The organism is Micromonospora aridisoli (assembly GCF_056150025.1).
Map to the genome: position 1 here is coordinate 450,858 of NZ_JAXCFK010000003.1, position 23,011 is coordinate 473,868.

Genomic DNA, 23,011 nt, shown 5'->3' on the forward strand with positions numbered 1-23,011 from the left:
GGTCAACGGAGGAAGTCGTACAGCGCCGCGGTGAGGTCGTCGGGGTTCTCTTCGGCGACGTGGTGCCCGGACTCGATCGGTTGTCCGCGTAGGTCGCCGGCCCAGGACCGCCAGACGGCGAGCGGGTCGCCGTACAGGTCCTCCAGGTCGTCGCGGGTCGACCAGAGCAGCAGGGTCGGGCAGCGGACGGTGCGACCGGCCCGGCGGTCCGCCTCCTCGTGTTCCCGGTCGACGCCGAGGCCGGCGCGGTAGTCCTCCAGCATCGCCCGGACGGTGGCCGGGTCGTGGATGGCCTCCCGGAACTCCCGATGGTTCTCGACCCCCATGGTGTCCGGCCGCGCCTTGTCGCCGTACCAGGCGTCGGGATCGGCGCCGATGGCCCGCTCGGGCTTGTCCGGCTGGGCGAAGAAGAACCAGTGGTACCAGTTCCGGGCGAAGGTGGCGTCGCACCGGGCGAGGGCCTCGCTGATGGGTACCCCGTCGATGACCACCAGCCGGCTGACGGCGTCCGGATGGTCCAGCGCCAGGCGTAACGCCACGTAGCACCCGCGGTCGTGCCCGACCGCGGCGAATCTCGCGTGCCCCAGCGTCCGCATCAGTCGGACCAGGTCCGCCGCGACCGCGCGTTTGGACTGCTGGGAGTGGTCCGGCCGAATCGGTGCCTTGCCGGATCGTCCGTAGCCACGCATGTCGGGGCAGACCACGGTGTATCCGCGCGCCACCAGTTGCGGCGCGACCCGGTGCCAGGTCGATCCGGTACGCGGGTGTCCGTGGATGAGCAGGACGGCGGGCCCGTGCCCGGCGTACCGGACGCGGAGCCGCACCTCGCCCACGTCGATCCGCTCGTCGCTGAAACCGTCGAACATGCGCGACAGGTACCCCCGGTGGCCGCCGCCCCAACATCCGGTGCGCGACGACGTTCATCGATTGTCTTGCATATATCGATCTCACTCCGGTATGAAGACTTAGGACTCGTTAAGGTCCCGGTTCCTGGGAGGAGCAACGATGAAACGTGCCCTGCGACGCCTGCGAACGGTGGCGGTCACCCTCGCCGCCTGCACACTCGGGCTGAACCTGCTGTCGGCACCCGCCGAGGCGTACCCGGCGCAGCCGGTCACGCCGCACTCGGACCGGGCGCCCGAGTCGGACCAGTTCTCGGCCGAAGGCGTGACGACCGTCGGTGAGCTGCGCGTCGTCGACGGCTCGCTGACGTACGCCCGAAACGGCCGGACCCAGATCATCCGCCACCCCGGCGCAACCTACGTCAAGGTGCACTTCAGCTCGCTGCGGCTGGCCCCCGGCGAGTACGTCACCGTGTCGAGCCCCGACGGCCGGGAGAGCTACCGGTACGACCGCAACCTGAACCGGGCCACCGGCGCGGACTACACCACCGACGGCCGGCCGGGCTTCTGGGCGATGTCGGTGGAGGGTGACACGGCGGTGGTGACGCTGCACAGCAACCGCTCCTTCCGAGGCAGCGCCGCGACCATCGACCGGTTCTGGCGCGGCTACGACCGCACGGAAATCACCCAGTACAACTTCTCCACGCAGTCGGTCTGCAGCACCGACGCCCGCCGCGACGTGGTCTGCTACCAGAGCAGCCACCCCACCGAGTACGCCCGCAGCAACGCCGTGGCGCGGCTGTTGATCAGCGGCGGCGGCATGTGCACCACCTGGCGGGTCGGCAACACCAACCGCATGCTGACCAACAAGCACTGCTTCTCCACCCAGGCCGCGGTCAGCGGCAGCGAGATGCAGTTCAACTACCAGTGCGCCAGCTGCGGCGGCGCGAACCCCGGCCCCGGTACCAAGGTGAGTGGCGCCACCCTCTACCGGGTGAGCAGCGGTGGCTCCAACCAGTTGGACTACGCCCTCTTCTCGGTGAACAACTTCGCCGCCATCCAGGGGTACGGCACGCTCTACCTGGCGACGTCCGCCACCACCACCGGCACGCAGATGTACATCCCGGGGCACGGCGACGGCAGCCCGAAGCGCCTGTCGATCTTCGAGGACGCCCAGAACGGCCCGAGGTGCACCGTGCGGAACGCCAACTACAACACCTGGAACATCAGCTACAGCTGCGACACCTCCGGCGGGAACTCGGGTTCGCCGGTGCTGAACAGCAGCCACCGGGTGATCGCCCTGCACCACCTCGGCGGATGTCCGTCCAACCAGGGCGCCAAGGCGCACCTCATCTACAACGAGATCGCGAGTCTGATCGACAACGGCTGACCACGACGGTGGCGACCCGGGCCGGACCGCGTCCCCCGGGTCGCCACCACGGTGCCGACCCTGGTGGGCCGCGCGTCGGACACCGCCGTACATTCGGTGCATGTCGATCGCAGCCGAGCAGCACGCGCGCCCCGACCGGACACCCACCCGGTGGGACGTGCTGGACGAGCGGTTCCGGGCGGTCCGCGGTGACCACGTGGTCCAGCGTCTGTTCGGCGGCGGGCGTTGGCTGGAGGGCCCGGCCTACTCTCCAGCGTGGCGCTGCCTGCTGTTCAGTGACATCCCGAACGACCGGGTGTTGCGGTGGGACGAGGTCACCGGCCGGTGCGACGTCTTCCAGGCACCCGCCGGTTACGCCAACGGCCGGACGATCGACCGCCTCGGCCGCGTCGTGACGTGCGAGCACGGCAATCGTCGGGTCACCCGCACCGAACCCGACGGGTCGCTGACCGTGGTGGCGGACCGTTGGCGGGGCAAGCGGTTCAACAGTCCGAACGACGTCGTCGAGACCGCCGACGGCTCATTGTGGTTCACCGACCCGAGCTACGGCATCGACAGTGACTACGAGGGGCACCGGGCGGATCCGGAGCTGGACGGCTGCCACGTCTACCGCTGCTCTCCGGACGGTCGGGTGGAGCGGGTCGCCGACGACTTCGTGCGGCCCAACGGTCTCGCGTTCTCGGCGGACGAGCGTCGTCTGTTCGTCGTCGACACCCATCGTCGGCATCTCCGTCACTTCGACGTGGGCCCCGACTGGACGCTGCGTGACCGTGGGGTGCTCGCCGACTGCGACGCCGGGTCGTTCGACGGGATCCGACTCGACCAGGAGGGGCGGCTGTGGGTCGCCGCACACGACGGCCTGCACTGCTTCGATCAGGAGGGCACGCTGCTCGGCAAACTCCTGCTGCCCGAGATCTGCTCGAACCTCACCTTCGGTGGCCGCAAGCGCAACCTGCTGTTCGTGACGGCCACGACCTCGGTCTACTCGCTCGCGCTGAACGTCACGGGCGCGGGCCCGACCGGCCCGGCCACCCGGTAGTCGGCCAGCGGCACCTGCCGCCGGTCCCCCGGGCGCAGGCTCGGCCGGCCGAGCCGGTCAACGGTCGGGCAGGGAGAGCACGAGTTCCTGCGGACGGTGGTCGGAGACCCCCTGCCCGTCGCCGAAGCGGTAGGAGTGCACCCGCACGCCCGAGGAGACGAACGCCCAGTCCAGCCGCCACCACTGCGGCCAGCCAGGGCTGTCCGCCCAGCTCGCCGGGTACAGCGACGGCATCGCGTAGCTGGCGTCGCGCAGGCCGTCGGGCAGCTTGCGCAGGTCGCCCATGGCCGGGCTGGTGTTCAGGTCGCCCGCGAGCAGCACCGGGTGCGGGTTGGCCCGGACGTCCGCGGCCAACGCCCGCCACTGCGGTTCCCGTTGGGCGCGCTGCTCCCGCAGCACCCGGTAGAAGTCCCCGTCGAACGGACTGTGATCCGGTGAAAGCTGCACGGGCAGGTGCAGGTTGTACATCGACAGCACCCGACCGCCGCCGAGGTCCAGGTCGGTACGCAGGGTCTTGTAGCGCCACTCGTCGCCGGCGTCGGCGACCTCCGGTGGCAGGCCGTCGGCGGCCAGCGGCGCCTGCCGCAGCACCGGCAGGCGCGACACGGTGACCAGTTCGCCCACCGCCACGACGTGGAAGCCGGGGAACTCGGCCCGCAGCCGCTCCAGCGTCGCCTCCGTCGGCCAGGCGGTCCGGGCGTACCAGTACTCCTGGAGCAGGTAGACGTCGGCGTCGGCGTCCCGCAGCACCCGGTACAACGCCTCGGTCTGGCCGCCCTCGTCCCAGTAGTCGGTGTTCCACACGAACACCCGTACCGCGTCGGCCGGTGCGGCGCCGTCGCCGCCCTGCCACCGACGGACGTTGATCCCGGACTGACCCGCGCCGAGCAGCAGCGCGGCGGCGGCGAGCAGCGCCACCGTGCGCCGCCGTCGGCGCAGCGCCACCGCGCCCAGGCCGAGGACCAGGGGAACCACGACGAAGGCCAGCGGTGGCACGGCGTCCACCGCGAGCCACAGCCACCAGCGCCCACTGATCGCCAGGTGCGCGGCGGTGAAGGCGAGCCAGAGCGCCGCGGCGACGAACAGCAGCGCCGCCGGCCGGTGCCGGGGTGCCGCACGGGTTGACGCGGCCGGTTCGGTGTCGGCTGTGGCCACCGGCGCGGCGGTCGTCACGCCGACTCCCACCGGGGGGCGCTGTCGATCGGGAACGAGGCGTCGTAGAGCTGCCGGAACGGCCGCGACAGCAGCCACTGCGCCGCGCCGGTCGCCACTCCGGCGGCGATGGTGACGTTGACCAGGAAGTGCAGTGCGGCGAAGCCGAACAGGGCGGGCAGCCCGCGACGGCGCAGCACGAAGCGGTACATCCCGGCGTCGCAGGCCAGCGAGGCGGCGAGCAGGGCGGCCGGCAGGACGGCCCCCCAGGGCCCCAGGAGCAGCGGTACGGCCAGCGCGGGCAGGGCGGCGAAGGCGGCGAGGCTGCCCCACGCCCGGGAGGCGGTCTCGAAGCCCTTGCCGAACCGCCGGGCCCGCGCGTACAGCGGAATGCGCAGCCGCCCCCGGTGGAACAGCTTGCGCAGCAGCCCGACCAGTTCGTGGTCGTGGTCGTGCCGGCCGCGTACCTCGGAGGTGAGCAGCATCCGGTGCCGGCGGGTCAGCCGGTAGCCGTAGTCCACCTCCTCGGTCTGCCGCAGGGCCGGGTTGAACGGCCCGATCTCCTCGTGGACGCTGCGGCGGATGACACACATCGCCGGGAAGAGGAACGACACGTCCCCCTCCGAGCTGATCGACCAGTAGTGGTACTGGAGGCCCCGGTAGCGGGAGACCACGGTGTCGTGGAGCAACGGTTCGGCGTCCTGGATCCCGCAGACCGCCCCGATCGTCGGATCCTCGCTGAGCAGCCGCACCGCGGTGGCCACCGCGTCCGGCGCCAGCGCCAGGTCGGAGTCGACGTAGCAGATCAGGTCGCCCCGGGTGTGCGCGACGCCCACGTTGCGCGCGGTGCCGCAGCCACCGTTGACGCCGGTGCTGACCACGTTCACGCCGAGGGCCTCCGCCACCGCGACGGACTGGTCGGTGCTGCAGTCGTCGACCATCAGCAGCTCGATGTTCGGGTAGGTCTGATCGAGGATGGACCGCAGACACAGGTCCAGCGACTCGGCGTAGTTGTAGTTCGGCACGATCACCGAGACCAGCGGAAGCTCATTCATCGGGTGGCGACCTCCGGGCGGTCGTAGAGCCGACGGAACCGGGCCGACGTCAGCCAGGCGGCCACGCCGCACGCCGCGGCGACGGCGATGACCAGGTTCAGGAAGAAGTGCATCGCGATGAAGTAGACCAGAAACAGGGTGCCGCGTTCGCGCCGGACGAACCGGTACATCGGCCGGTCGCCGGCGACGAAGGCGGCCAGCGCGGCGGCCGGCACCAGCCAGAACGCCGGGCCGAGCAGCAGTGGCAGCACGGCGGTCAGCACCGCCAGCGGGGCGGCGATGCTCACCCAGGCGCGGGGCCCGCTGCGCAGCCCGCCGGGGAACTCGGGTTTACGGGCGTACAGCGGGATGTGCAGTGCGGTGCGGGTGAACACCTTGCGCACCAGCACCCCGAGTTCGTGGTCGTGGTCGTGCACGCCCCGCACCCGCGGCGAGAGCAGGATCCGGTAACGCTGCGCGAGGCGCATCCCGTAGTCGGCGTTCTCGGTCTCGCGCAGCCCCGGGTTGAAGGGCCCGACCTCGGTGAACACCCGGGCCGGAATGGCCAGCAGCGCGGTGTAGAGCGTCATGATCTGGCCCTCGTCGGCGATCAGCCAGTAGGACTGTTGCAGGCAGCGGTACTCCTCCAGCAGGCTGTCGCGGATCAGCGGGACCGGGTCGTAGTTGCCGCAGACCGCCCCGATCGTCGGGTCGGCGGTCAGCAGTTCGACCGCGTTGGCCACCGCGTCGGGCCGGGCGGCCACGTCGGAGTCGATGAAGAACAGGATCTCCCCCGTCGCGACCGCCGCGCCCAGGTTGCGCGCCGCCGCCGGCCCACCGTTGTACGGCGTACGTACCACCCGGGCCCCGTGCGACTCGGCGACCGCGACCGAGTCGTCGGTGCTGCAGTCGTCCACCACGATGATCTCCAGGTGGGGGTAGGTCTGCGCGCGCAGCGAGTCCAGGCAGAGGTGCAGCGCGCGGGCGTAGTTGTAGTTCGGCACGACGACCGACACCAGGGGAGGCTTCATCAACTGTCCATCCAGGTCAGCAGGTTGGGATAGCGGGCGGTGATCTGGGCCACGGCCAACGTGACGCCGGCCAGCGCGGCGCAGACGACGATCGTCCGGTCCCGGAGCAGGATCCGGATCGGGTCGCCGCCGCCGCGCAGGACCAGGACCGCCTGGAGGTACCGGAACGCGGCGAGCAGGCCCAGCGGCACGACGATGGCCAACGCGACCGGCGGGTAGGCGTCCACCGGCGCGTCGATGTGCAGATAGAGCAGGAACGTGGTGCCGGCCAGCGAGGCGGTGAGGCCGAGCAGGTGATCGGTGAGCAGCAGGTTGTACCCGTCCAGCGCGGGTCGGTGCGGTGCGCCCAGCGCGGCCAGTTCGTGACGCCGCTTGCCGAGGATGAGCACCAGGCATCCGCTGAACACCGCGGTCAGCAGCAGGCTGGAGACCTCCGCGCCGGTGGCCGCGTAGCCCTGCAACACCCGCAGCACGAAGCCGGCGGAGACCACGCAGACGTCCAGCAGCGGCACGTGCTTGAGCCACCTGCTGTAGGCGATGCTCAGCGCCAGATAGGTGAGCAGCGGCCACCAGGTCATGGCCGGTCCGCTGGCGATCAACGCGGCCAGCGACGCGGCGAGGACGACGGCGTACGTCCAGGCCACCGGGACCGGGACGTGGCCGGCGGCGACCGGCCGGGCCCGCTTGACCGGGTGCTCGCGGTCCCGATGCCGGTCGGCGATGTCGTTGACCACGTAGATCACGGAGGACGCCACGGTGAACGCGGTGACCGCCCAGAGACAGCGCCACAGCGTCGCCGCCGTCCAGGCCGGGGTGTCGGCCAGCGCCAGCGGAACGGCGAGCAGGTTCTTCACGGCATGGCCGGGCCGGGCCAGGGCCACCAGATGCCGCAGCGGCGCGGGCAGGCGGGTGGCGCGCGGGGTGACCACCGGGGTGGCCGGTTCCACCACGGTCTCGACGGACGTCATCACGGCACCCCTGTCAGAAGAAGATCTTGGCGGCGGCCAGGGCGCCCTGCCGCCAGGGATCGCGGCTGGTCCGCCCCTGCCGGGCCGGCCGGGCCCGGTGCCGTTCGGCCCGCCACCACTCGTAGGTGCGCAGAATGGCGTCCTGGTTGGAGAGTTTGGGTTGGAAGCCGAGCCGGCGTCGGGCCTTGTCCGTGCTGACGTACGAGTCGGCCATCAGCTTGTGCAGCAGCCGCCCGTACACCGGGGAGAGCCGGCTGCGTTCGAGCAGGCTGAGGGCCGCCAGCGCGGGCCGGGCCGGCAGGGAGACGACCCGACGGCCGTGACCGGCGGCGTCCAGGACCGCCTGGAAGTCCTCGCGGAGGGTGCCGAACCGGTCGGCGCCCAGGTTGTAGGTGTCGTTGGCGACCTCGTCCGGGGCGTTGAGGACGGTGACCACCGCGTCGACCAGGTCGTCGACGGCGAACATCTGGATCCGGACGTCGCCGCGACCCAGCACCGGGAAGTTGCGGCCCTCCTCGGCCCATTCGAAGAGCATCGCGAACAGACCCATCCGGCCCGGGCCGAGGAAGGTCTTGGGCCGCAGCACCGCCACCGGCAGCCCACCGGCGCGGTGTGCCTCGGCGATCTCCTCCGCCGCCGCCTTGGCCGCGCTGTACGTGTCCACCGGGGTACGCGGGTACTCCTCGGGCGTGGGCACCTGCCGCGGCAGTCCGTACACGGCCGTCGACGAGACGTGCACGACCCGCGCGACGCGGGCCCGCTGCGCGGCGGCGAAGACGCTGCGGGTGCCGTCGACGATGACCGACCGGATCTGGTCGGGCGGATAGCTGGGCAGCGCCGCCGCGCAGTGGATCACGACGGTGCTGTCGGTCAGCGCGCGGTCCAGCAGCCGTGGGTCACGGATGTCGCCGACGTCGGTGACGGTGACCTCGTCCCGCAGGTCGACACCGCGTACCTGGTGGCCGTCGGCGGTGAGCCGGTCGACCAGGCGGGACCCGAGCATGCCGGCGGCGCCGGTAATCGTGATCACCACAGCGAGCCCACCTTCTGCGCGACGAACCGGGAGACCAGCCGGGTCAGCCCCTGGTCGAGCACCTCGGCGAGGGCATCGGCGGCACGTTGCGCGTCGGCGGGGTCGGTGACCAGGGACGGCCCGATGATCAGCGGGTTGCGTCCGTTGAGCGCGTAGTACGTGAAGATGTCGTGGTCCCGGTAGAGGGCGTTGACCACGGCGGAGGTCACCAGTTTCGCCTTGAACCGGGGGTCCCGCGCCACGCCGCCCGGGGCGAGCCGGGAGACCAGGTCGAGGACCTTGGGCCCGCCCTCGATCTGGACGCCCCACAGCGCTCCGGCACCGGCCACCCGGCCGACGACGTCCGGGTGCTCCTTCGCCAGCCGGGTCAGCGCCGGTTCGAGGACCCGCTCCAACTCACGGGCGCGCGCCGGGTAGTCGTCCTCCACCGCCACGTTGATCGCCTCGATGGCCGTGACGCACTCCTCCCCCATCCCGTAGTACGTGGTGCTGGTGCTCTGCAGCAGCGCGTCGGTGAGATTGTCGTACGCCTTGCGGAACACCGGCTTCCGGGCGACGAAGGCCGAAATGGACGACTTGCCGCCACCGAAGGATTTGCTCGTGGTCAGCACGTCCGGTATCAGGCCCGGGTAGCGCATGAAGTAGAAGAGGCTGCCCGTCTTGCCCCAACCGGTGTAGATCTCGTCGAAGATCAACACGATGTCGTGCTGGTCGCACAGTTCCCGCACGCCGCGCAGGAAAGATTCGTCACACCACTGAATCGTCGAGGCACTGAAGGGCTCGACGATGAGCGCATAGACATCGTCCGGATTGTCGTCAATGGCCGACCGGACGGAATTTAGATCGCCGTAGGCGAAAGGAACGATTCCCGGAATTGTCGGAAAGTCGAAGTGCGGTTGTCCGGTGAGGCCGCCGGAACCGAGCAGCTTTCCGTGGAAACCGCAGTCCGCGCGCAGGATCGTCCGCCGCCGGCCGCCGTGGTACTTGTACGCGAGCTTCACCGCGCCCTCCACCGCCTCCGCCCCCGAGTTGGGCAGGAAGGACATGGAGAGGTCGCCGGGAAGCAGCTGCGCGAGGTTGTGACCGAGCGCCGCAAGGTAGGGCGAAAAGTACGTCTTGTGGACCTCCATCCGCTGGCGCTCGGCGAAGCGACGCCGGGCCTCGACGATCCGCGGGTGGTTGTGGCCGTGGTTGAGCACCCCCACCCCGCCGGTCAGATCGAGGATCCGGCGACCGTCACGTAATGTCAGGTATGCACCCTCGGCGTGCTCGACCAATTCCCGGCCGAAGCCGAACGAGGTCATCAGATTGACCTGGCTCGCGTTCACGTACCGCCGATAGAGGTCGTGCACCTCCCGAATGGTGAGATGTTCGCATTCCTCGACGCTGACCAGATTGGGCATGTCGGGACGCTATCCATTGCCCCGAGATCTTTCCTGGACCGAGGCTGGATGCAACCTTGACTACGCAAGGCAACCCTTGCGGCAGGGCCGGACGGTCGATAACTTGGTCGTGCACAGAGAATTTTTCCTCGTCAATTTCCTTAGTGCATTACCCTACGTCCCGAAGGTGCTGAACATGCCGCCGACGGTCTCGGTCATCATCCCCACCCACAACAGCTCGAAGACCCTGGGTGCCTGTCTCGAGGCGGTTCGTCGGCAACGCCACCCGGTGACCGAGGTCATCGTGGTCGACGACGCCAGCACCGACGACACCCGGGCCATCGCCCGCCGCTTTCCGTGCCGGTTACTGGTCACCGATCGCAACGCGGGGCCGGCCGCCGCCCGCAACCGCGGCATTCGGGCCAGCACCGGCGAGCTGCTCCTCTTCCTGGACTCCGACTGCGCGCCCGAGCCGGACGCGCTGGACAACGCCCTCGCGATCCTGCGCGAACAGCCCGATGTCGCCTGCGTACACGGCATCTACGCGCTCGAACCGCTGATCGACGACGGGCCGGTCGAGGCGTACCGGCTGCTGCACGGGCACTACTGGCGGCTACGCCACGTCGGGCGCGTACGCACCACCCTCTTCGCGATCTGTCTCATCCGGCGCGAGGTCTTCACCGACGTCGGCCTGTTCGACGAGAACCTGCGTGCCTCCGAGGACGTCGAGCTCGGCGACCGGATGGGCGACCGGTACGGCATCGTCCTCACCGACACGGTCGTCGGCCGGCACGACGACGACAGCCGGCTCGGTGCGCTGCTGCGCAAGCAGTTCCGCCGCTCGCAGCTGCTGATCCCGGTGGCCCTGGCCGAACGCGGCCCGGCCGGCATCCGGGCGAACAGCCCGGCGGGTCTGCTGACCGCCACGCTGGTGCCGGCGGGCCTGCTGCTGACGCCGCTCACCGGCGGCTGGCCGCTGGCGGCGCTGCTGTGTTTCGCGCTGTTCACCGTCGCCGAGCCCGGCCTGCTGCGCTTCGTGCTGCGCCAGCGGGGTCCCGCCTTCACCGCATTCTTCTTCGCCGTGCACCTGCTGGTCCAACTGGCCGTCGTCGCCGGCGCCGTGACGGGCGGGCTGCGGCACCTCACCGACCGCGACTTCGGGCCGACCCGGGTGACCGCCGCGAAAACGTCCCGATGAACACCGACCGCGGACCGGTCACCCGGTTCTCCTCCCACCTCTGCGCGCAGGCACTGCACTACCTGCTCTTCGCCTACCGGGGCCGACAGCTGCTGCGCCGCCGTCCCGCGCTGGGCGGTCCCCGCTGGCCGGCGTTCGGCACGCCCGGCGACGGCATCGCGCTGACCATCGACGACGGACCGCACCCGACGTGGACCCCGCCGATGCTCGACCTGCTCGACGCCCACGGCGTGCGCGCCACGTTCTTCCTCATCGGCGACCGGGTACGCGAGCATCCCGAGCTGGCTCGGCGGGTGCTGGCCGCCGGTCACCTGATCGGCAACCACTCCACGACACATCCCCAACCGTTCGCCGCCCTGCCCCGCCCGATGCTGGAAGCGGAGATCGACCGGACCCAGCGGGAGATCGAGGACGCCACGGGGTTCAGCCCTCGGCTGTTCCGCGCGCCCGGCGGCAACTGGTCACCCACCGTCCTGCGGACCACCGCCGACCTCGGCCTCACCCCGGTCGACTGGACGGTCAACCCGAGCGACTGGCGCAGTCCGGGCGTCACCCGGATAACCCGGACCCTGTCCCGTACCCGGCCCGGGCAGATCATCCTCTGCCACGACGGCGGCGGCGACCGGTCACAAACCCTCGCCGCCCTGGCCGAGGTCATCCCGAGGCTGATCGGCCAGGGGCTCCGCTTCGTCACCGTCGCGGACCACCGGTAGGTGGGGGATGCCCGACCGTCGTTCCCGAGCGGATGACCGACCAGCGCCGGTCAACCCGTCGACTCACCTGCCGGTGAGTGCCCGCCCCCCGAAGCAGCGGGTGCCCCACGCCCGGCCGGAGCCGTCGACACCGCACAAGTGCCGGAGCCGGGTCGTGGTGCCCGGCTCGATTGGGTGGGGGAGAAACTCTGATGTCGCAGGATGATGACCTTTCCATATCGCTGCTCGGCCCGATCCAGGCCCGCCGGGCGGAGAGCCGCCTGTATCTCGGGACTCCGCGACAACGCGAGGTCCTGGCGGTGCTGGCGATGCGCAGCGGCATGGTGATGTCCGTCGCCCAGATCGTCGACGCCATCTGGGTGGGCCGCCGGCCCGACTCGGTGGAAAACATGGTGCACACCTACATCGGCCGGCTGCGCCGGGTGCTGGAACCGCCCGGTCGTCGCCCGGCCCTGGCCCGGGTGCTGCGTTCCACCCGTCCCGGGTACACGCTGGACGTGCCGCCCGAGGCGGTGGACATCGTCCGCTTCGAACGGGACGTCCGCGCGGCCCGCGCCGCCCGCTCCCGGGCCGACCTGCCGCAGTCGCTCTACCTCTTCCAGCGCGGCCTGGCGCACTGGTCCGGTCAGGCGCTGCACGAGGCGACCGGCCCGCTGGCCGAGGCCGAACGGATCCGGTTGACCGAGCTGCGGCAGGACGTGCTGGAGGAGGTGACCGGCCTGCGGCTGCTGCTGGGTGACGTGGAGGACGTGGTGGCCGAGCTGCGCTGGATGCTGGTCGAGCATCCGATGCGGGAGCGGCTCTGGGAGCTGCTGCTCGTCGCGCTCGGGCAGACCTCCCGACGGGCCGAGGCGCTCACCGCGTTCCAGGACGCCCGGGCCACTCTGGCCGACCGGCTCGGTGTGGAACCGGGACACCGGCTCCAGGACCTGCATCGCCGGCTGCTGCGCAGCGAACCCGTGACGGTACGGCCGTGGTGGGAGCGACGGGTCCCGGTCTGAGCGGGGGTGCTCAGGGCTTCGGGGCGGCGGCGGGGGTCAGCACGAAGAAGGCGCCCGCCGCACCGCCGTCGGAGCCCGTGGGCAACCGGGTGGCCACGTCGAGCGAACACTCGCGGATCACCTCCACGAACTGCCGCGACCGTGCCACGTCGTAGATCTGCACGAGGATCCGTCCCCGCTCGGTGAGCAGCCCCGGCAGCCGGCGCAGCAGCTGCGCCGCCTCGGCCACGGACAGGTAGTAGATGACCTCGCGCAGCAGGATCGCGTCGTACCGCTGGGTGGTGTCGTAGGTGCGGATGTCGGCCACCTCGAACGACGCGTCGGGTCGGTCGAGCGACCGGGCCGCCTCGATCGCCCGCCGGCTGATGTCCACGCCGTGGTAGTGCCGGTGCCGCCCCTCGGCCAGCGGCAGGTTCGCGCTGGTGCCGCAGCCCAGGTCGAGGATCGTCGGGCGGGGCGCCCACGTCTCGATCAGCGACATCGGCACCTCACCGCCGCCGGTCTCGTCCAGGTAGCCCCAGAACCCCAGCGCGTACTGGGTGTCCCAGAGCGCGGCGGTCAGCCGGGGGCTGCGGCGCAGCAGCGCCCGCACCGGCGCGCCGACCAGCCGGGCCATCGTCCGCAGTGGCGCCTTCCCCATGATCTCCTCCGACAGGTCAGACAGGATGACGATCAGCCGACGGGCGCGACCCGCTCGACCGGGCTGAGGCGACGTCGGTGCATGTACTGGGCCAGCAGCAGCCCTCCCCCACCGACGGCCACCTCGCTGAGCGCGCAGACCAGCCGACTGACCAGCACCACCGGGGTGGCCACGGCCACCGGCAGCACGGTGAGCAGCCCGAGCATGAGCACCGCCTCACGCACTCCCAGGCCGTCCGGTGCGACCATCACCGACAGGCCGGCCACGGTCGCGGCGGCGAACCCGGCGACGCAGATCAGGTACGACCGGGCCGGCGGCGCTCCGGCGACCACCGCGAGCAGCCACAGGTGGTGCCCGGAAACCAGCCAGGACAGCGACTGCGCGGTGACCGCCCGACGTACGCCGGCCGGTGAGGCGGTGACCTGCGGCGGTGGTCGCCGCAGCAGCCGGGCCGCCGCCGCCAGTCCTCGGTTCAGCAGGTCGGGACGGGCCACCAGCACCACCAGCGGCACGGTGGCCACCAGCAGCCAGCCGGCGGCTCCCGACAGCAGCGCCGGGCCCGCCGCGAGCGCGACGGTCATCCCGGTCATCGCCACCACCGCCCAGCTGAGCAGGAACACCCCGGCCAGCCGGACCGGGCCCACCTCGATCTCCTTGCCCATCCGCAGCAGCACCGGCAGGGCGACGAAGCGGCCCGGCACGAACTTGGCCAGGAAGCCCACGAAGAACAGCCGGTACGCGGTCCACCGGTCGACGGCGGCCCCGAGGTCGACGAAGAGCGCCCGCCACGAGGCCAGACCCAGCAGCAGCCCGGCCGCGTTGATCAGCAGCGCTCCGGCCAGCGCGCCGGTCACCCGCAGCGGATCGAGTTGACCGGCCAGCGTGGCCACCGGGGTCCAGTCCTGGGCCCGGACGAACAGCACCAGACCGATGGTCAGGGCCACCACGAACACGGCGGTGAACAGGTGGTTGGCCAGTCGCCACCAGCGCCCGCTCACCGGCGTGACACCAGGCTCGCCGGGCGACGCCGGTCGGCGCGGGCCCGTCGCAGCAGCGCGGCGGACACCCCCAGTCCCATCCCGACGAACTCGGTCAGATGGGTCATCGACCGCAGCCACGTGGCGTAGACCAGGAACCACGGCCCCCGGTGACGCAGGGCGAACGCCAGCAGCTCGCGGTCGGCCACCACGGCGGCGGTGAACAGGGCCGCCGGCAGCAGCCCCAGCCAGGGTGCGACGGCGACCAGCGGCACGGTGCCCACCGCCAGCCCGGTCGCGGCCAGGCCGACCACCGACCCGACGTCGACCGGAGGCGGCTGCCGTTCACCGGTGTCCGCCCCGGCGACCGGTCGCTGCCAGCGGGCGGCCACGACCGCGTCGGCGTACGTCACCGCCCGGCGGAACAGCTCCGACAGGTACGGCCACAGCCGGTCCACGTCGTCGTGCCGGCCGATGATCTCGTCGCTGACCCGGATCTCGTACCGCCGGGGCAACCGGGTGCCGAACTCGACGTCCTCGGCGTCCCGCAGCCGCTCGTCGAAGCCACCGACCAGGTCGAACACGGTTCTCGGCACGGCCGTGAGCGCGAACATGGTGCTCGTCGTCACGCCGGTGGCCCGCCGTCGCCAGTAGTGCTCGAACAGCGTCTTGTACGCCTCGACCGGTCCGTCGTCGTAGAGCGGACGCGGGTCGTAGATGCCCTGCACCACGCCGCAGTCGGGAAACGTCTCCAGGACGCGTACCGCGGCGGCCAGCGCGCCCGGTGCCAGCGCGATGTCCGAGTCGACGAAGAACAACACGTCACCGGTGGCCCGGGCGGCACCGGCGTTGCGGGCTGCCGACACGCCCCGGTTGGTGGTGAAGGCCAGCACGGTGCACGGAAACCGTTCCGCGATCTCCCGTGACCGGTCGGTGCTCGCGTCGTCCACGACGATCACCTCGGACGGGGGCGGGGTCTGCGCGTACACCGCCGACAGGCAGGCGTGCAGTGTCCGTTCCTTGTTGAAGTTGGGCACGATCACCGAGACCCTCACCGGATCCTGCCCTCGACGCTGTCGGCGCGGTCCACGGTTGCACCGTCCCTTCCGTCCGGATGCTCGCCCCTGGTGACCGAGGGCCGGGGCGGGGCCGGCCGCGTGCCGGCCGACGATCCGCCCGGACGCAGCGCCAGCCAGCCCAGCGCGGCCAGCCCGACAAGCACGTACATGTTGGTGTGCAGCAGTGCCCAGCCCTGGAAGTGCAGGTCCGTACCGCGCAGGCCGATGACGGTCCACGCGGCGCTGGCCACGAACCCGGCCCAGAGCGCCACGCCGAGCAGCACCGCGAGCCGGTGCCCCGCCCGGCGGCCGCGTACCACCAGCAGCACCAGCGCCGGCACGCACCACACCCAGTGGTGGTGCCAGGAGACCGGCGACACGAGCAGTCCGGTCGTGGCGCAGGCCAGCACGCCGAGCAGCGGTTCACCGGCGCGGGCGCAACGCGCCGCGATCACGATCCCGGCCACCGCGGTGAACGCCGCCACCGGCAGCCAGACGGCACGTACGTCGGCGGTGTCGGCCAACCGGGCCAGCGCGCCGTGCAGCGACTGGTTCAGCACGGTGCGGGGGTCTCCGGTCACCCGGGCGGTGTCGAGCAGGCCACCGCCCCAGAACCGGGCGGAATCCCCCGGCCGCCAGGCGAAGCCGAGCCCGATGGTGGCGCCGAACCCGGCCAGCGCCACCCCCGCGGCCCGCCACCGACCGGTACACAGCAGGTACGCCACGAAGATGAGCGGAGTCAGCTTCACTCCGGCGGCGACGCCGATGCCGAGACCGTGCCACCGGCTGCCGGGGCCGCGCATCAGGTCCAGCACCACGATCAGCATCAGGAACAGGCCCACCTGGCCGACCTGGAGGTGCCCGGCCACCGGGAACACCGGGAGCATCGCGACGGTTCCGGTCAGCACCGCACCGGCGGTCGCGTCCACACCGGCGGAGCGCAGCGCCACCGCCACCCCGGCCGACAGCGCGACCACCGAGGCCAGCAGCCAGATTCCGACGCCCACCGTGGCGTCGACGTGGACGAGCGGTTGGAGCAGGAACGCGGCGAACGGCGGGTAGGTGAAGCCCAGCACGATGCCGTCGGTGCCCCGGTGGGTGACCTCGTATAGCTGCCCGTCGCCGTGGGCAGCCGCCGCCGCTCCCGCCCGGTAGACCGCGAGGTCGCCCCAGAACATGCCGGTCGTGTGGTGCACGGCGGCGGCCACGGCGGCCAGCAGCACCGGAAGCAGCATCAGGGCTGTTCGGCGGGGCGTCAGCCACCGCCGGACGCCCGGTCGGAGGACTGGTGCCGGAGAAAGCGCCATCACCGATCTCCCCCTTCAGGCGTCGGCGGAGGAACGGTAGCAATCGATCTCCCAACGGATCCTGTAACCGTTCTGGATTACCGAGGGTCCACACCCCCGATGGGGCGCGGCGACCGCGAGGAATGGACGACCACTCACCCGGGTATGGCACACCTGTTCGAACAGAGAGGAGTGCCGAGATGACCGAGCAGCGCGATCCACAGGCCGTGGTGAAGGACCCGGACGAGTGGGTGACCGGAGACGAGCCGACGACGGCGGCGCAGGAGTCGTATCTGCGGACCCTGGCCCGCGAGGCGGGCGAGACCGTCCCGGAGGGCCTCACCAAGGCCGAGGCGGCGAAACTGATCGATCAGTTTCAGCGGCAGACCGGGCGGGGCGACCAGGGCTGATCCCCCGGGGGCCACCTTCATCATAGCTATCGGTCAAGTCGTGCGAATCGCCCTGGATGTCGATTTTGTGGGCCCGGCCGGTACATATCCTCGACCGGTCCCCGTGCAACAGCCGCTGGCAGACCAGGGAGCAGTGTGTCCGAGACAGCACGGCAGATCGCCATCGAACAGCAGGTGGTCGACAAGGTGTACGAGCGGCTGACGGTCATGCGTACGCAGGCCAGGGAGCTGGAGTCCGAGGGCCACGGTCGAGCCTCGTCCGGCCCGCTGACCGGGCTGGTCGAGCGCGACGCGATGGTCCTGAGAGCCGCCGCCAGACTTTCCGATCTGAACGGTCAGGAGGAGGGTCTCGTCTTCGGTCGGGTGGACTTCGACGACGGCGACACGTACCGCATCGGCCGACTGGGCGTACGCGACGAGGACCGGGAGCCGCTGGTGGTGGACTGGCGTGCGCCGGCCGCCGCGCCCTTCTACCGGGCCACCCCCGGTGAGCCACTGGGCGTGCTCCGCCGTCGGGTCATCACCTGCGCGGGTTCCAAGGTCGTCGGCGTCGACGACGAGGTGCTGTCGACCAGCGACGTCGACGGTGTGGTGGGCGAGGGCGCGTTGCTCGCGTCGCTCACCCGGCAACGCGGCCCGCACATGCGGGACATCGTCAGCACCATCCAGCGCGAGCAGGACGAGGCGATCCGCGCACCGGCATCCGGGGTCACCGTCATCACCGGAGGTCCGGGGACCGGCAAGACCCAGGTGGCCCTGCACCGCGCCGCCTATCTGCTCTACACCGACCGGGGGAAGTTCGCCGACGGCCGGGTGCTGGTGGTCGGCCCGTCGACCGTCTTCACCGAGTACATCGGCCGGGTGCTGCCCGGCCTCGGCGAGGACAGCGTCCACCTGCGGGCGATCGGCGAGTTGTTCGACGGTGTCGTCGCGACCCGTCGTGACCGCGCCGAGGTCGCCAGGTCCAAGGGCGACCTGAAGATGGTCCGGGTACTGACCGAACTGGCCTGGGACACCCCGCCGAACGCGCCGGACCGCCTGGGCCGGCTCGACTCCGACGACCTGGCGAAAGCCCGCCTTGAGGTGCGACGGCGGTGCGAGGCGCGGGGCGTCAAGCCCAACGGCGCGCGCGCCGAGGCGGCGAAGGTGCTCTCGGAGCTGCTCGGCGGACGGGAGATCCCGGACGCCTTCCTGAACGCCTGGTGGCCGACGCTGACCCCGCAGGACGTGCTGCCCGCCCAGCACGGGCAGTGGACGGTCGACGACGTCCCGCTCCTCGACGAGCTCGCCGAGATCCTGGGCCGGCCGGTCACCCCCCGGCCCACCGAACGCGCCTGGCAGCCGCCTGAGTTGAGCAGTGGCCCCCGCCTGGCCGAGACCTTCGTGCTCAGCCTGAGCCTCGGTGACGGCTGGCAGCTCTTCGCGCCCGGGCTGGCCACTCCGATGGCCAGCTCCGGCCAGTCCCTCGACGGCAACGACGTCTGGGCGGCGCAGCGCTGGGCCGCGGCGATCATCCTGCGCGAGGGTCACCAGGTGGTGGGCTGGGCGGACGGCTTCGACCCGTACGGCGAGGAGGGGTACGTGCCGGAGCTGGCCCAGCCGTTGCCGGTGGCCGAGGTCGAGGATCCCGTCGAGGACGTCTACCTGCACGTCATCCTCGACGAGGCCCAGGACCTGTCACCGATGGAATGCCGGATGATCGCCCGTCGGGCCGCGCACGCCTCGATGACGATCGTGGGCGACCTCGGTCAGGCGACCCATCCGCTGGCCGCCGGGTCCTGGTCGGAGCTGGTGGCGCAGTTGGGCAAGCGCGAGGTCAGGATGCTCGACCTACCCACCGGCTACCGGGTGCCGCAGGTCATCGCCGACTTCGCCGCCCGGGCGCTGGCCCCCGGGATCGCACCCACCCGGTCCTTCCGGCCGGGCGGGACGCTCACGATCCGCCAGGTGGACGACCTGCCGGCGGCGATCGCCGGGGAGTCCGGCGCGATCATCGCCGCCGACGCGATCGCCGAGCCGCTGGGGGCGATCCCGGTCAGCCAGGTCAAGGGGCTGGAGTACGACCGGGTGGTGCTGGTGGAGCCCGCCGACATCGTCGCCGCCGAACCGCGCGGCATGAACCGGCTCTACGTCGCCCTCACCCGGGCCGTCGCCGAGCTGGTCATCCTGCACACCAAGCCGCTGCCCGAGGTGCTCAGATGATGAAGTGCGTCCAGTAGGCCAGCCAGACGACGAACAGGACGCCCTGGAGCAGCGCGAGCGCGGCGGGCAACCAGGCGTCGACCCGGGGCCGCCGCGCCCAGCGGGCCAGCACCAGGGCCACCGGGAACACGGCCAGCAGGTAGCGCAGCAGGCTCTTGTAGACGGGCGGCCCCATGGACAGCGGCACGAGCACCATCATGACTCCGTACACCAGGTAGGGCGGGCCCAGCCGGCGGGCCCCGGCGACGAGCACGGCCAGGACCACGACGGCGAGCCAGACCCGTACGGCGTCACGCGGTGCGGCGCCGGTGAGGCCGTGCCAGAGCACGCCGAACGGGTTCTGTACGCGGATGCCCCAGCCCTGCTCCTGAGCGTGCTTGTAGGCGAACCAGTCCCCGCTCTGCCACCGGCAGAAGGCCATGAAGGTGAGCCAGCCGGCCGGCACCAGCAGCAGCGGCCAGCCGGTCCGCAGGTACCCCCACAGGGCGCGCGGACCGAACCGGTAACCGCCCTGCCCGAGCAGCACCAGGGCCAGCGGGAGGACCACGAAGAACCCGGCCGACCGGCTCAGCGCGAGGAAGAAGCCGACCACGCCGACCAGCAGCCACCGCCGCTTCTCGGCGTAGTAGAAGCTCGCCAGCGCCAGGCAGAGGAAGAGCGACTCGGTGAGCGCCGCGTGGAACAGGAAGGCGGTGGGTAGCAGCACCAGATAGCGCACCACCCGCCGACCCGCCCGGTCGTCGTCGCCGATCGAACCGGAGCCGGCGGTGACGTCACGGCCGACGGTGGGGTCGGCGGCCAACAGGCGCTGGCCGAGCTGATGGGCGTAGTACAGCACGCCGAGGAGGGCGACGTTGGCGACGACCAGCAGCGCCAGCGCGGTGTCGCCGCCGAGCAGCGGGGCCAGCGGTCGGGCGAGGAACGGATACAGCAGGGGGAAGCCGAAGTCCCGCCACGGCTGGTCGAGCGGCAGCCGGGCCAGGTGGTCGTAGAGGAACGAGTCCCAGGCGAACCAGAGCGACAGCCATCGGTGTGGTGAGACGTCCCGCTGCTGCTGGCGCATCTGGGCTTCGTCCGGCGGCGGTGCCCAGGGCACCTCGTCGAAGGCGGCGAGCGCGAGCACACCGAGCAGGCTGAGAACGATCTTGGTGCCGAGGAACACCGCGAGCACATACGGCCAGGGCGCGGGTACCCGCGCGAGCAGCCGGCCCACCCGGCTCGTGCCGACCATCCGTCCCCCGAGTGTCCCCCGCCGCGAGCGGCTGCCGCCTACCCGCCACGGCGCCGACCCACACCCTCGATCCTGCCAGGTGACATTACCGGCATTTCGGGTACACGCGGCCCGTCTGGTCGAGGGTGACGGAGGCGACGGGGTATGGGCGACGAGCATGGCACGGTGGTGATCGGGGCAGGTCCGGCGGGCCTGACCGCGGCGTACGAACTGCTCCGCCACGGCGCCCCGGTCCGGGTGTTCGAGGCCGACGCGGTGGTCGGCGGCATCAGCCGGACCGTCGAGCGGGACGGCTGGCGCTTCGACATCGGCGGGCACCGGTTCTTCACCAAGGTCTCCCGGGTCGAGGACTTCTGGCACGAGATCCTGCCCGACGAGGACTTCCTGCTCCGCCCCCGGATGAGCCGGATCTACTACCGGGGCGCGCTCTACGACTACCCGCTCAACGCCGGCAACGCGCTGCGCAACCTCGGGATCTGGGAGGCCGCGCGATGCATGGGCTCGTACGCGCGGGCACGACTGCGGCCGCCGACGGACCAGTCGCACTTCGAGGGGTGGGTCTCGGCCCGGTTCGGCTGGCGGCTGTACTCGATCTTCTTCAAGACGTACACCGAGAAGGTCTGGGGCATGCCGGCCGACCAGCTACAGGCGGACTGGGCGGCCCAGCGGATCAAGAACCTGTCGCTGGCCAAGGCGGTCCGCAACGCGGTGCTGCCGAAGCGCAACCGCAAGGACGTGACGAGCCTGATCGAGGAGTTTCAGTACCCGAAGCTGGGGCCCGGCATGATGTGGGAACGCTGCGCCGAGGAGGTACGGCGTCGTGGCGGCACGGTGGAGACCGGCACCTGGGTGACCTCCGTGCACCGGGACCCGCAGCGGCGGCGGGCCGTGCTGGTCACCGTCGACGGGGTCGGCGGGCGGCGCACCGAGGCGGCCGATCACGTCATCTCCTCGATGCCCATCTCGGAGCTGGTGGCGGCGCTGCGCCCCGCCCCGCCGCCCCAGGTCCGGGCCGCCGCCGAGGACCTGCGCTACCGGGATTTCCTCACCGTGGCGCTGGTGGTCCCCTCGGAGTTCTCCTTCCCCGACAACTGGATCTACGTCCACGACCCGGATGTCCAGGTCGGCCGCATCCAGAACTTCGGCTCCTGGTCGCCCTACCTCGTCAAGGACGGCCGCACCTGCCTCGGCCTGGAGTACTTCGTCTCGGTGGACGACGAGACCTGGCGTACGCCCGACGCCGACCTGATCGCCTCCGCCACCCGGGAGCTGGAGACACTGGGGCTGATCCGGCCCGGGGTGGTCGAGGCCGGTTACGTGGTGCGGATGCCGAAGGCGTACCCGGTCTACGACGAGCGCTACCAGCACAACATCGACGTGATCCGGGAGTGGCTGGCCCGTGAGGTGCCCAACGTGCATCCGGTCGGACGCAACGGCATGCACCGCTACAACAACCAGGACCATTCGATGCTGACGGCGATGCTGACCGCCGAGAACATCGTCCACGGCACCCGGCACGACGTCTGGTCGGTCAACGTGGAGCAGGACTACCACGAGGAGGCGGCCAGCCGGGACGGGCGTCGCGGCACCGGACGCGACGCGCCGCTGATGCCGGCCCCGCCGCCGGTTTCCACCGCCGTGGCGGCCATCCAGGGCGACGGCCGGGCGCGCGCCACCCACCCGACCCGCATCCGCCACTGATCCCGCCACCGCACCTCGCCGGGCCGCCCCGGCCCTCGACCGGCGGCTCCGGTGCCCGGGGGGCGCGGGGTGACCGTCAGCGCACCGCCTCGGCGACGGCCCGCCAGACCTGGGTGGCGAGCCAGTCGTTGAGCTGTTCCGGTCCGACCTCGTCCCGGTGGTCGAACCACCAGATGATGCCGGCGTCGACCATGCCGACGACGCTGGCCACCACGTACGCGGGCAGGTGCGCCTCGTAGCCGGCGGCGCGCAGGTTGGCGACGGCGGCCTCGGTGAGTTCGGGGACGGCGTACGCGGTGCCGAGGCGGGCCCGGAACCGGTAGAGGTTCGGGTGGGCGACCGCCCAGCTCAGCACCCGGCCGATGATGTTGTGCACCACGTCCGGTGGCGCGCCCGGAGCCGACAGGCTCGGGCGGATCCCGGCGCTGAGCAGGCGTGCGGCGTGTCGCGCGACCGCCTGGTCGAGATCGTCCTTGCCGGTGAAGTGGCGGTAGACGTGCGGCCGGGGAAGCCCGGCCAGGTCGGCGACCGTGCCCAGGCCCGGGTCGGTGCCGTGTTCCTCGATGGCGCGGGCCGCGGCTTCCACGATCGCCTGTCGCCGCCGGGCCCGCTCCTGCGGGACGCCGCCGGCCCGGCGTGCGGCGACGGTGTCCCGTCTCACCCCCGCGTTACTCACCGGATGACTGTAGCGGCTCGGTACCCTTGATCGGGTACGAGCTGTAC

21 protein-coding genes are annotated in these 23,011 nt (G+C 71.5%); 8 read left to right on the forward strand and 13 right to left on the reverse strand.

The genetic code is table 11. The features are described from left to right. Positions 1 to 2: 2 nt before the first annotated feature. A complete protein-coding gene (locus tag SM447_RS09005) occupies positions 3 to 866 on the reverse strand; it encodes an alpha/beta fold hydrolase (RefSeq protein ID WP_474572271.1) in 864 nt (287 codons plus the stop codon). A gap of 139 nt (positions 867 to 1,005) precedes the next feature. On the opposite strand from SM447_RS09005, the gene SM447_RS09010 reads away from it, so the two are divergent. Together SM447_RS09010 and SM447_RS09015 are read left to right on the forward strand one after the other, a co-directional pair. Further along, positions 1,006 to 2,232, forward strand: a complete 1,227-nt coding sequence (locus SM447_RS09010) for a trypsin-like serine peptidase (protein ID WP_474572272.1) — start codon at positions 1,006 to 1,008, stop codon at positions 2,230 to 2,232. A gap of 100 nt (positions 2,233 to 2,332) precedes the next feature. Next, positions 2,333 to 3,271 carry an SMP-30/gluconolactonase/LRE family protein gene (locus SM447_RS09015; RefSeq protein WP_474572273.1) on the forward strand — a complete coding sequence of 313 codons (939 nt, stop codon included), beginning with the start codon at positions 2,333 to 2,335 and terminating at the stop codon, positions 3,269 to 3,271. A 57-nt stretch (positions 3,272 to 3,328) separates the two neighbouring features. Here the strand turns inward: SM447_RS09015 and SM447_RS09020 are convergent, their stop codons facing one another. Genes SM447_RS09020 through SM447_RS09045 form a run of 6 tightly spaced genes read right to left on the reverse strand, consistent with a single transcriptional unit; the run spans position 3,329 to position 9,793 of the window. Then, positions 3,329 to 4,444: an endonuclease/exonuclease/phosphatase family protein gene (locus tag SM447_RS09020; protein ID WP_474572274.1), complete on the reverse strand. Its 1,116-nt coding sequence runs from the start codon at positions 4,442 to 4,444 to the stop codon at positions 3,329 to 3,331. Continuing rightward, positions 4,441 to 5,478 carry a glycosyltransferase family 2 protein gene (locus SM447_RS09025; RefSeq protein ID WP_474572275.1) on the reverse strand — a complete coding sequence of 346 codons (1,038 nt, stop codon included), beginning with the start codon at positions 5,476 to 5,478 and terminating at the stop codon, positions 4,441 to 4,443. The genes SM447_RS09020 and SM447_RS09025 overlap by 4 nt, the downstream gene beginning before the upstream one ends. After that, positions 5,475 to 6,488, reverse strand: a complete 1,014-nt coding sequence (locus tag SM447_RS09030; RefSeq protein ID WP_474572276.1) for a glycosyltransferase family 2 protein — start codon at positions 6,486 to 6,488, stop codon at positions 5,475 to 5,477. Before SM447_RS09030 ends, SM447_RS09025 begins: the two co-directional genes overlap by 4 nt. Then, positions 6,488 to 7,456 carry a UbiA prenyltransferase family protein gene (locus tag SM447_RS09035; protein ID WP_474572277.1) on the reverse strand — a complete coding sequence of 323 codons (969 nt, stop codon included), beginning with the start codon at positions 7,454 to 7,456 and terminating at the stop codon, positions 6,488 to 6,490. The genes SM447_RS09030 and SM447_RS09035 overlap by 1 nt, the downstream gene beginning before the upstream one ends. A 13-nt stretch (positions 7,457 to 7,469) precedes the next feature. Beyond that, positions 7,470 to 8,489 (reverse strand): NAD-dependent epimerase/dehydratase family protein, encoded by a 1,020-nt coding sequence (locus SM447_RS09040; protein ID WP_474572278.1) that lies wholly within the window; start codon positions 8,487 to 8,489, stop codon positions 7,470 to 7,472. Further along, on the reverse strand, positions 8,483 to 9,793 hold the full coding sequence (locus SM447_RS09045) for an aspartate aminotransferase family protein (protein ID WP_474572386.1): 1,311 nt from the start codon (positions 9,791 to 9,793) through the stop codon (positions 8,483 to 8,485). Before SM447_RS09045 ends, SM447_RS09040 begins: the two co-directional genes overlap by 7 nt. Positions 9,794 to 10,067: 274 nt before the next feature. On the opposite strand from SM447_RS09045, the gene SM447_RS09050 reads away from it, so the two are divergent. The 3 genes from SM447_RS09050 (at position 10,068) to SM447_RS09060 (ending at position 12,783) form a co-directional block, all read left to right on the forward strand. Beyond that, on the forward strand, positions 10,068 to 11,069 hold the full coding sequence (locus SM447_RS09050) for a glycosyltransferase family 2 protein (protein ID WP_474572279.1): 1,002 nt from the start codon (positions 10,068 to 10,070) through the stop codon (positions 11,067 to 11,069). Beyond that, on the forward strand, positions 11,066 to 11,782 hold the full coding sequence (locus SM447_RS09055) for a polysaccharide deacetylase family protein (RefSeq protein ID WP_474572280.1): 717 nt from the start codon (positions 11,066 to 11,068) through the stop codon (positions 11,780 to 11,782). Before SM447_RS09050 ends, SM447_RS09055 begins: the two co-directional genes overlap by 4 nt. Positions 11,783 to 11,973: 191 nt before the next feature. After that, complete coding sequence (locus SM447_RS09060) at positions 11,974 to 12,783, forward strand: AfsR/SARP family transcriptional regulator (protein ID WP_474572281.1); 810 nt, start codon at positions 11,974 to 11,976, stop codon at positions 12,781 to 12,783. A 10-nt stretch (positions 12,784 to 12,793) separates the two neighbouring features. Here the strand turns inward: SM447_RS09060 and SM447_RS09065 are convergent, their stop codons facing one another. From SM447_RS09065 to SM447_RS09080, 4 genes are read right to left on the reverse strand one after another with little or no spacing between them, the layout of a single operon-like run. Continuing rightward, a complete protein-coding gene (locus SM447_RS09065) occupies positions 12,794 to 13,423 on the reverse strand; it encodes a class I SAM-dependent methyltransferase (RefSeq protein WP_474572282.1) in 630 nt (209 codons plus the stop codon). A gap of 32 nt (positions 13,424 to 13,455) precedes the next feature. After that, positions 13,456 to 14,421, reverse strand: a complete 966-nt coding sequence (locus tag SM447_RS09070; RefSeq protein ID WP_474572283.1) for a lysylphosphatidylglycerol synthase domain-containing protein — start codon at positions 14,419 to 14,421, stop codon at positions 13,456 to 13,458. Then, positions 14,418 to 15,455 carry a glycosyltransferase family 2 protein gene (locus SM447_RS09075; RefSeq protein WP_474572284.1) on the reverse strand — a complete coding sequence of 346 codons (1,038 nt, stop codon included), beginning with the start codon at positions 15,453 to 15,455 and terminating at the stop codon, positions 14,418 to 14,420. The genes SM447_RS09070 and SM447_RS09075 overlap by 4 nt, the downstream gene beginning before the upstream one ends. Further along, a complete protein-coding gene (locus SM447_RS09080; protein ID WP_474572285.1) occupies positions 15,452 to 16,693 on the reverse strand; it encodes a glycosyltransferase 87 family protein in 1,242 nt (413 codons plus the stop codon). The genes SM447_RS09075 and SM447_RS09080 overlap by 4 nt, the downstream gene beginning before the upstream one ends. A 251-nt stretch (positions 16,694 to 16,944) precedes the next feature. Here SM447_RS09080 and SM447_RS09085 point away from each other — a divergent pair, with 251 nt between their 5' ends. Both SM447_RS09085 and SM447_RS09090 read left to right on the forward strand, forming a co-directional pair. Then, entirely contained in the window at positions 16,945 to 17,154 is a 210-nt protein-coding gene (locus tag SM447_RS09085) for a DUF3072 domain-containing protein (protein WP_474572286.1), read from the forward strand. 135 nt (positions 17,155 to 17,289) lie between these two features. After that, entirely contained in the window at positions 17,290 to 19,356 is a 2,067-nt protein-coding gene (locus tag SM447_RS09090; protein WP_474572287.1) for a HelD family protein, read from the forward strand. On the opposite strand, the gene SM447_RS09095 is transcribed toward SM447_RS09090, so the two are convergent. Further along, positions 19,349 to 20,587, reverse strand: a complete 1,239-nt coding sequence (locus SM447_RS09095) for a hypothetical protein (RefSeq protein ID WP_474572288.1) — start codon at positions 20,585 to 20,587, stop codon at positions 19,349 to 19,351. The two genes, SM447_RS09090 and SM447_RS09095, sit on opposite strands and share 8 nt — an antisense overlap. Before the next feature lie 144 nt (positions 20,588 to 20,731). Between SM447_RS09095 and SM447_RS09100 the strand changes: the two genes are divergently transcribed. Then, positions 20,732 to 22,288: an NAD(P)/FAD-dependent oxidoreductase gene (locus SM447_RS09100; RefSeq protein ID WP_474572289.1), complete on the forward strand. Its 1,557-nt coding sequence runs from the start codon at positions 20,732 to 20,734 to the stop codon at positions 22,286 to 22,288. Positions 22,289 to 22,364: 76 nt separating this feature from the next. Here SM447_RS09100 and SM447_RS09105 read toward each other — a convergent pair whose 3' ends face one another. Then, on the reverse strand, positions 22,365 to 22,964 hold the full coding sequence (locus tag SM447_RS09105) for a TetR/AcrR family transcriptional regulator (protein ID WP_474572290.1): 600 nt from the start codon (positions 22,962 to 22,964) through the stop codon (positions 22,365 to 22,367). Between the last annotated feature and the right edge of the window lie 47 nt (positions 22,965 to 23,011).

What these genes read in the sequence shown, in the direction of transcription:
- SM447_RS09005 (WP_474572271.1), bottom strand. Translation starts at nt 866, where the DNA reads ATGTTCGACGGTTTCAGCGACGAGCGGATCGACGTGGGCGAGGTGCGG.
- SM447_RS09010 (WP_474572272.1), top strand. Translation starts at nt 1,006, where the DNA reads ATGAAACGTGCCCTGCGACGCCTGCGAACGGTGGCGGTCACCCTCGCC.
- SM447_RS09015 (WP_474572273.1), top strand. Translation starts at nt 2,333, where the DNA reads ATGTCGATCGCAGCCGAGCAGCACGCGCGCCCCGACCGGACACCCACC.
- SM447_RS09025 (WP_474572275.1), bottom strand. Translation starts at nt 5,478, where the DNA reads ATGAATGAGCTTCCGCTGGTCTCGGTGATCGTGCCGAACTACAACTAC.
- SM447_RS09030 (WP_474572276.1), bottom strand. Translation starts at nt 6,488, where the DNA reads ATGAAGCCTCCCCTGGTGTCGGTCGTCGTGCCGAACTACAACTACGCC.
- SM447_RS09035 (WP_474572277.1), bottom strand. Translation starts at nt 7,456, where the DNA reads ATGACGTCCGTCGAGACCGTGGTGGAACCGGCCACCCCGGTGGTCACC.
- SM447_RS09045 (WP_474572386.1), bottom strand. Translation starts at nt 9,793, where the DNA reads ATGACCTCGTTCGGCTTCGGCCGGGAATTGGTCGAGCACGCCGAGGGT.
- SM447_RS09050 (WP_474572279.1), top strand. Translation starts at nt 10,068, where the DNA reads ATGCCGCCGACGGTCTCGGTCATCATCCCCACCCACAACAGCTCGAAG.
- SM447_RS09055 (WP_474572280.1), top strand. Translation starts at nt 11,066, where the DNA reads ATGAACACCGACCGCGGACCGGTCACCCGGTTCTCCTCCCACCTCTGC.
- SM447_RS09060 (WP_474572281.1), top strand. Translation starts at nt 11,974, where the DNA reads ATGTCGCAGGATGATGACCTTTCCATATCGCTGCTCGGCCCGATCCAG.
- SM447_RS09065 (WP_474572282.1), bottom strand. Translation starts at nt 13,423, where the DNA reads ATGGGGAAGGCGCCACTGCGGACGATGGCCCGGCTGGTCGGCGCGCCG.
- SM447_RS09080 (WP_474572285.1), bottom strand. Translation starts at nt 16,693, where the DNA reads ATGCTGCTTCCGGTGCTGCTGGCCGCCGTGGCCGCCGCCGTGCACCAC.
- SM447_RS09085 (WP_474572286.1), top strand. Translation starts at nt 16,945, where the DNA reads ATGACCGAGCAGCGCGATCCACAGGCCGTGGTGAAGGACCCGGACGAG.
- SM447_RS09095 (WP_474572288.1), bottom strand. Translation starts at nt 20,587, where the DNA reads ATGGTCGGCACGAGCCGGGTGGGCCGGCTGCTCGCGCGGGTACCCGCG.
- SM447_RS09100 (WP_474572289.1), top strand. Translation starts at nt 20,732, where the DNA reads ATGGGCGACGAGCATGGCACGGTGGTGATCGGGGCAGGTCCGGCGGGC.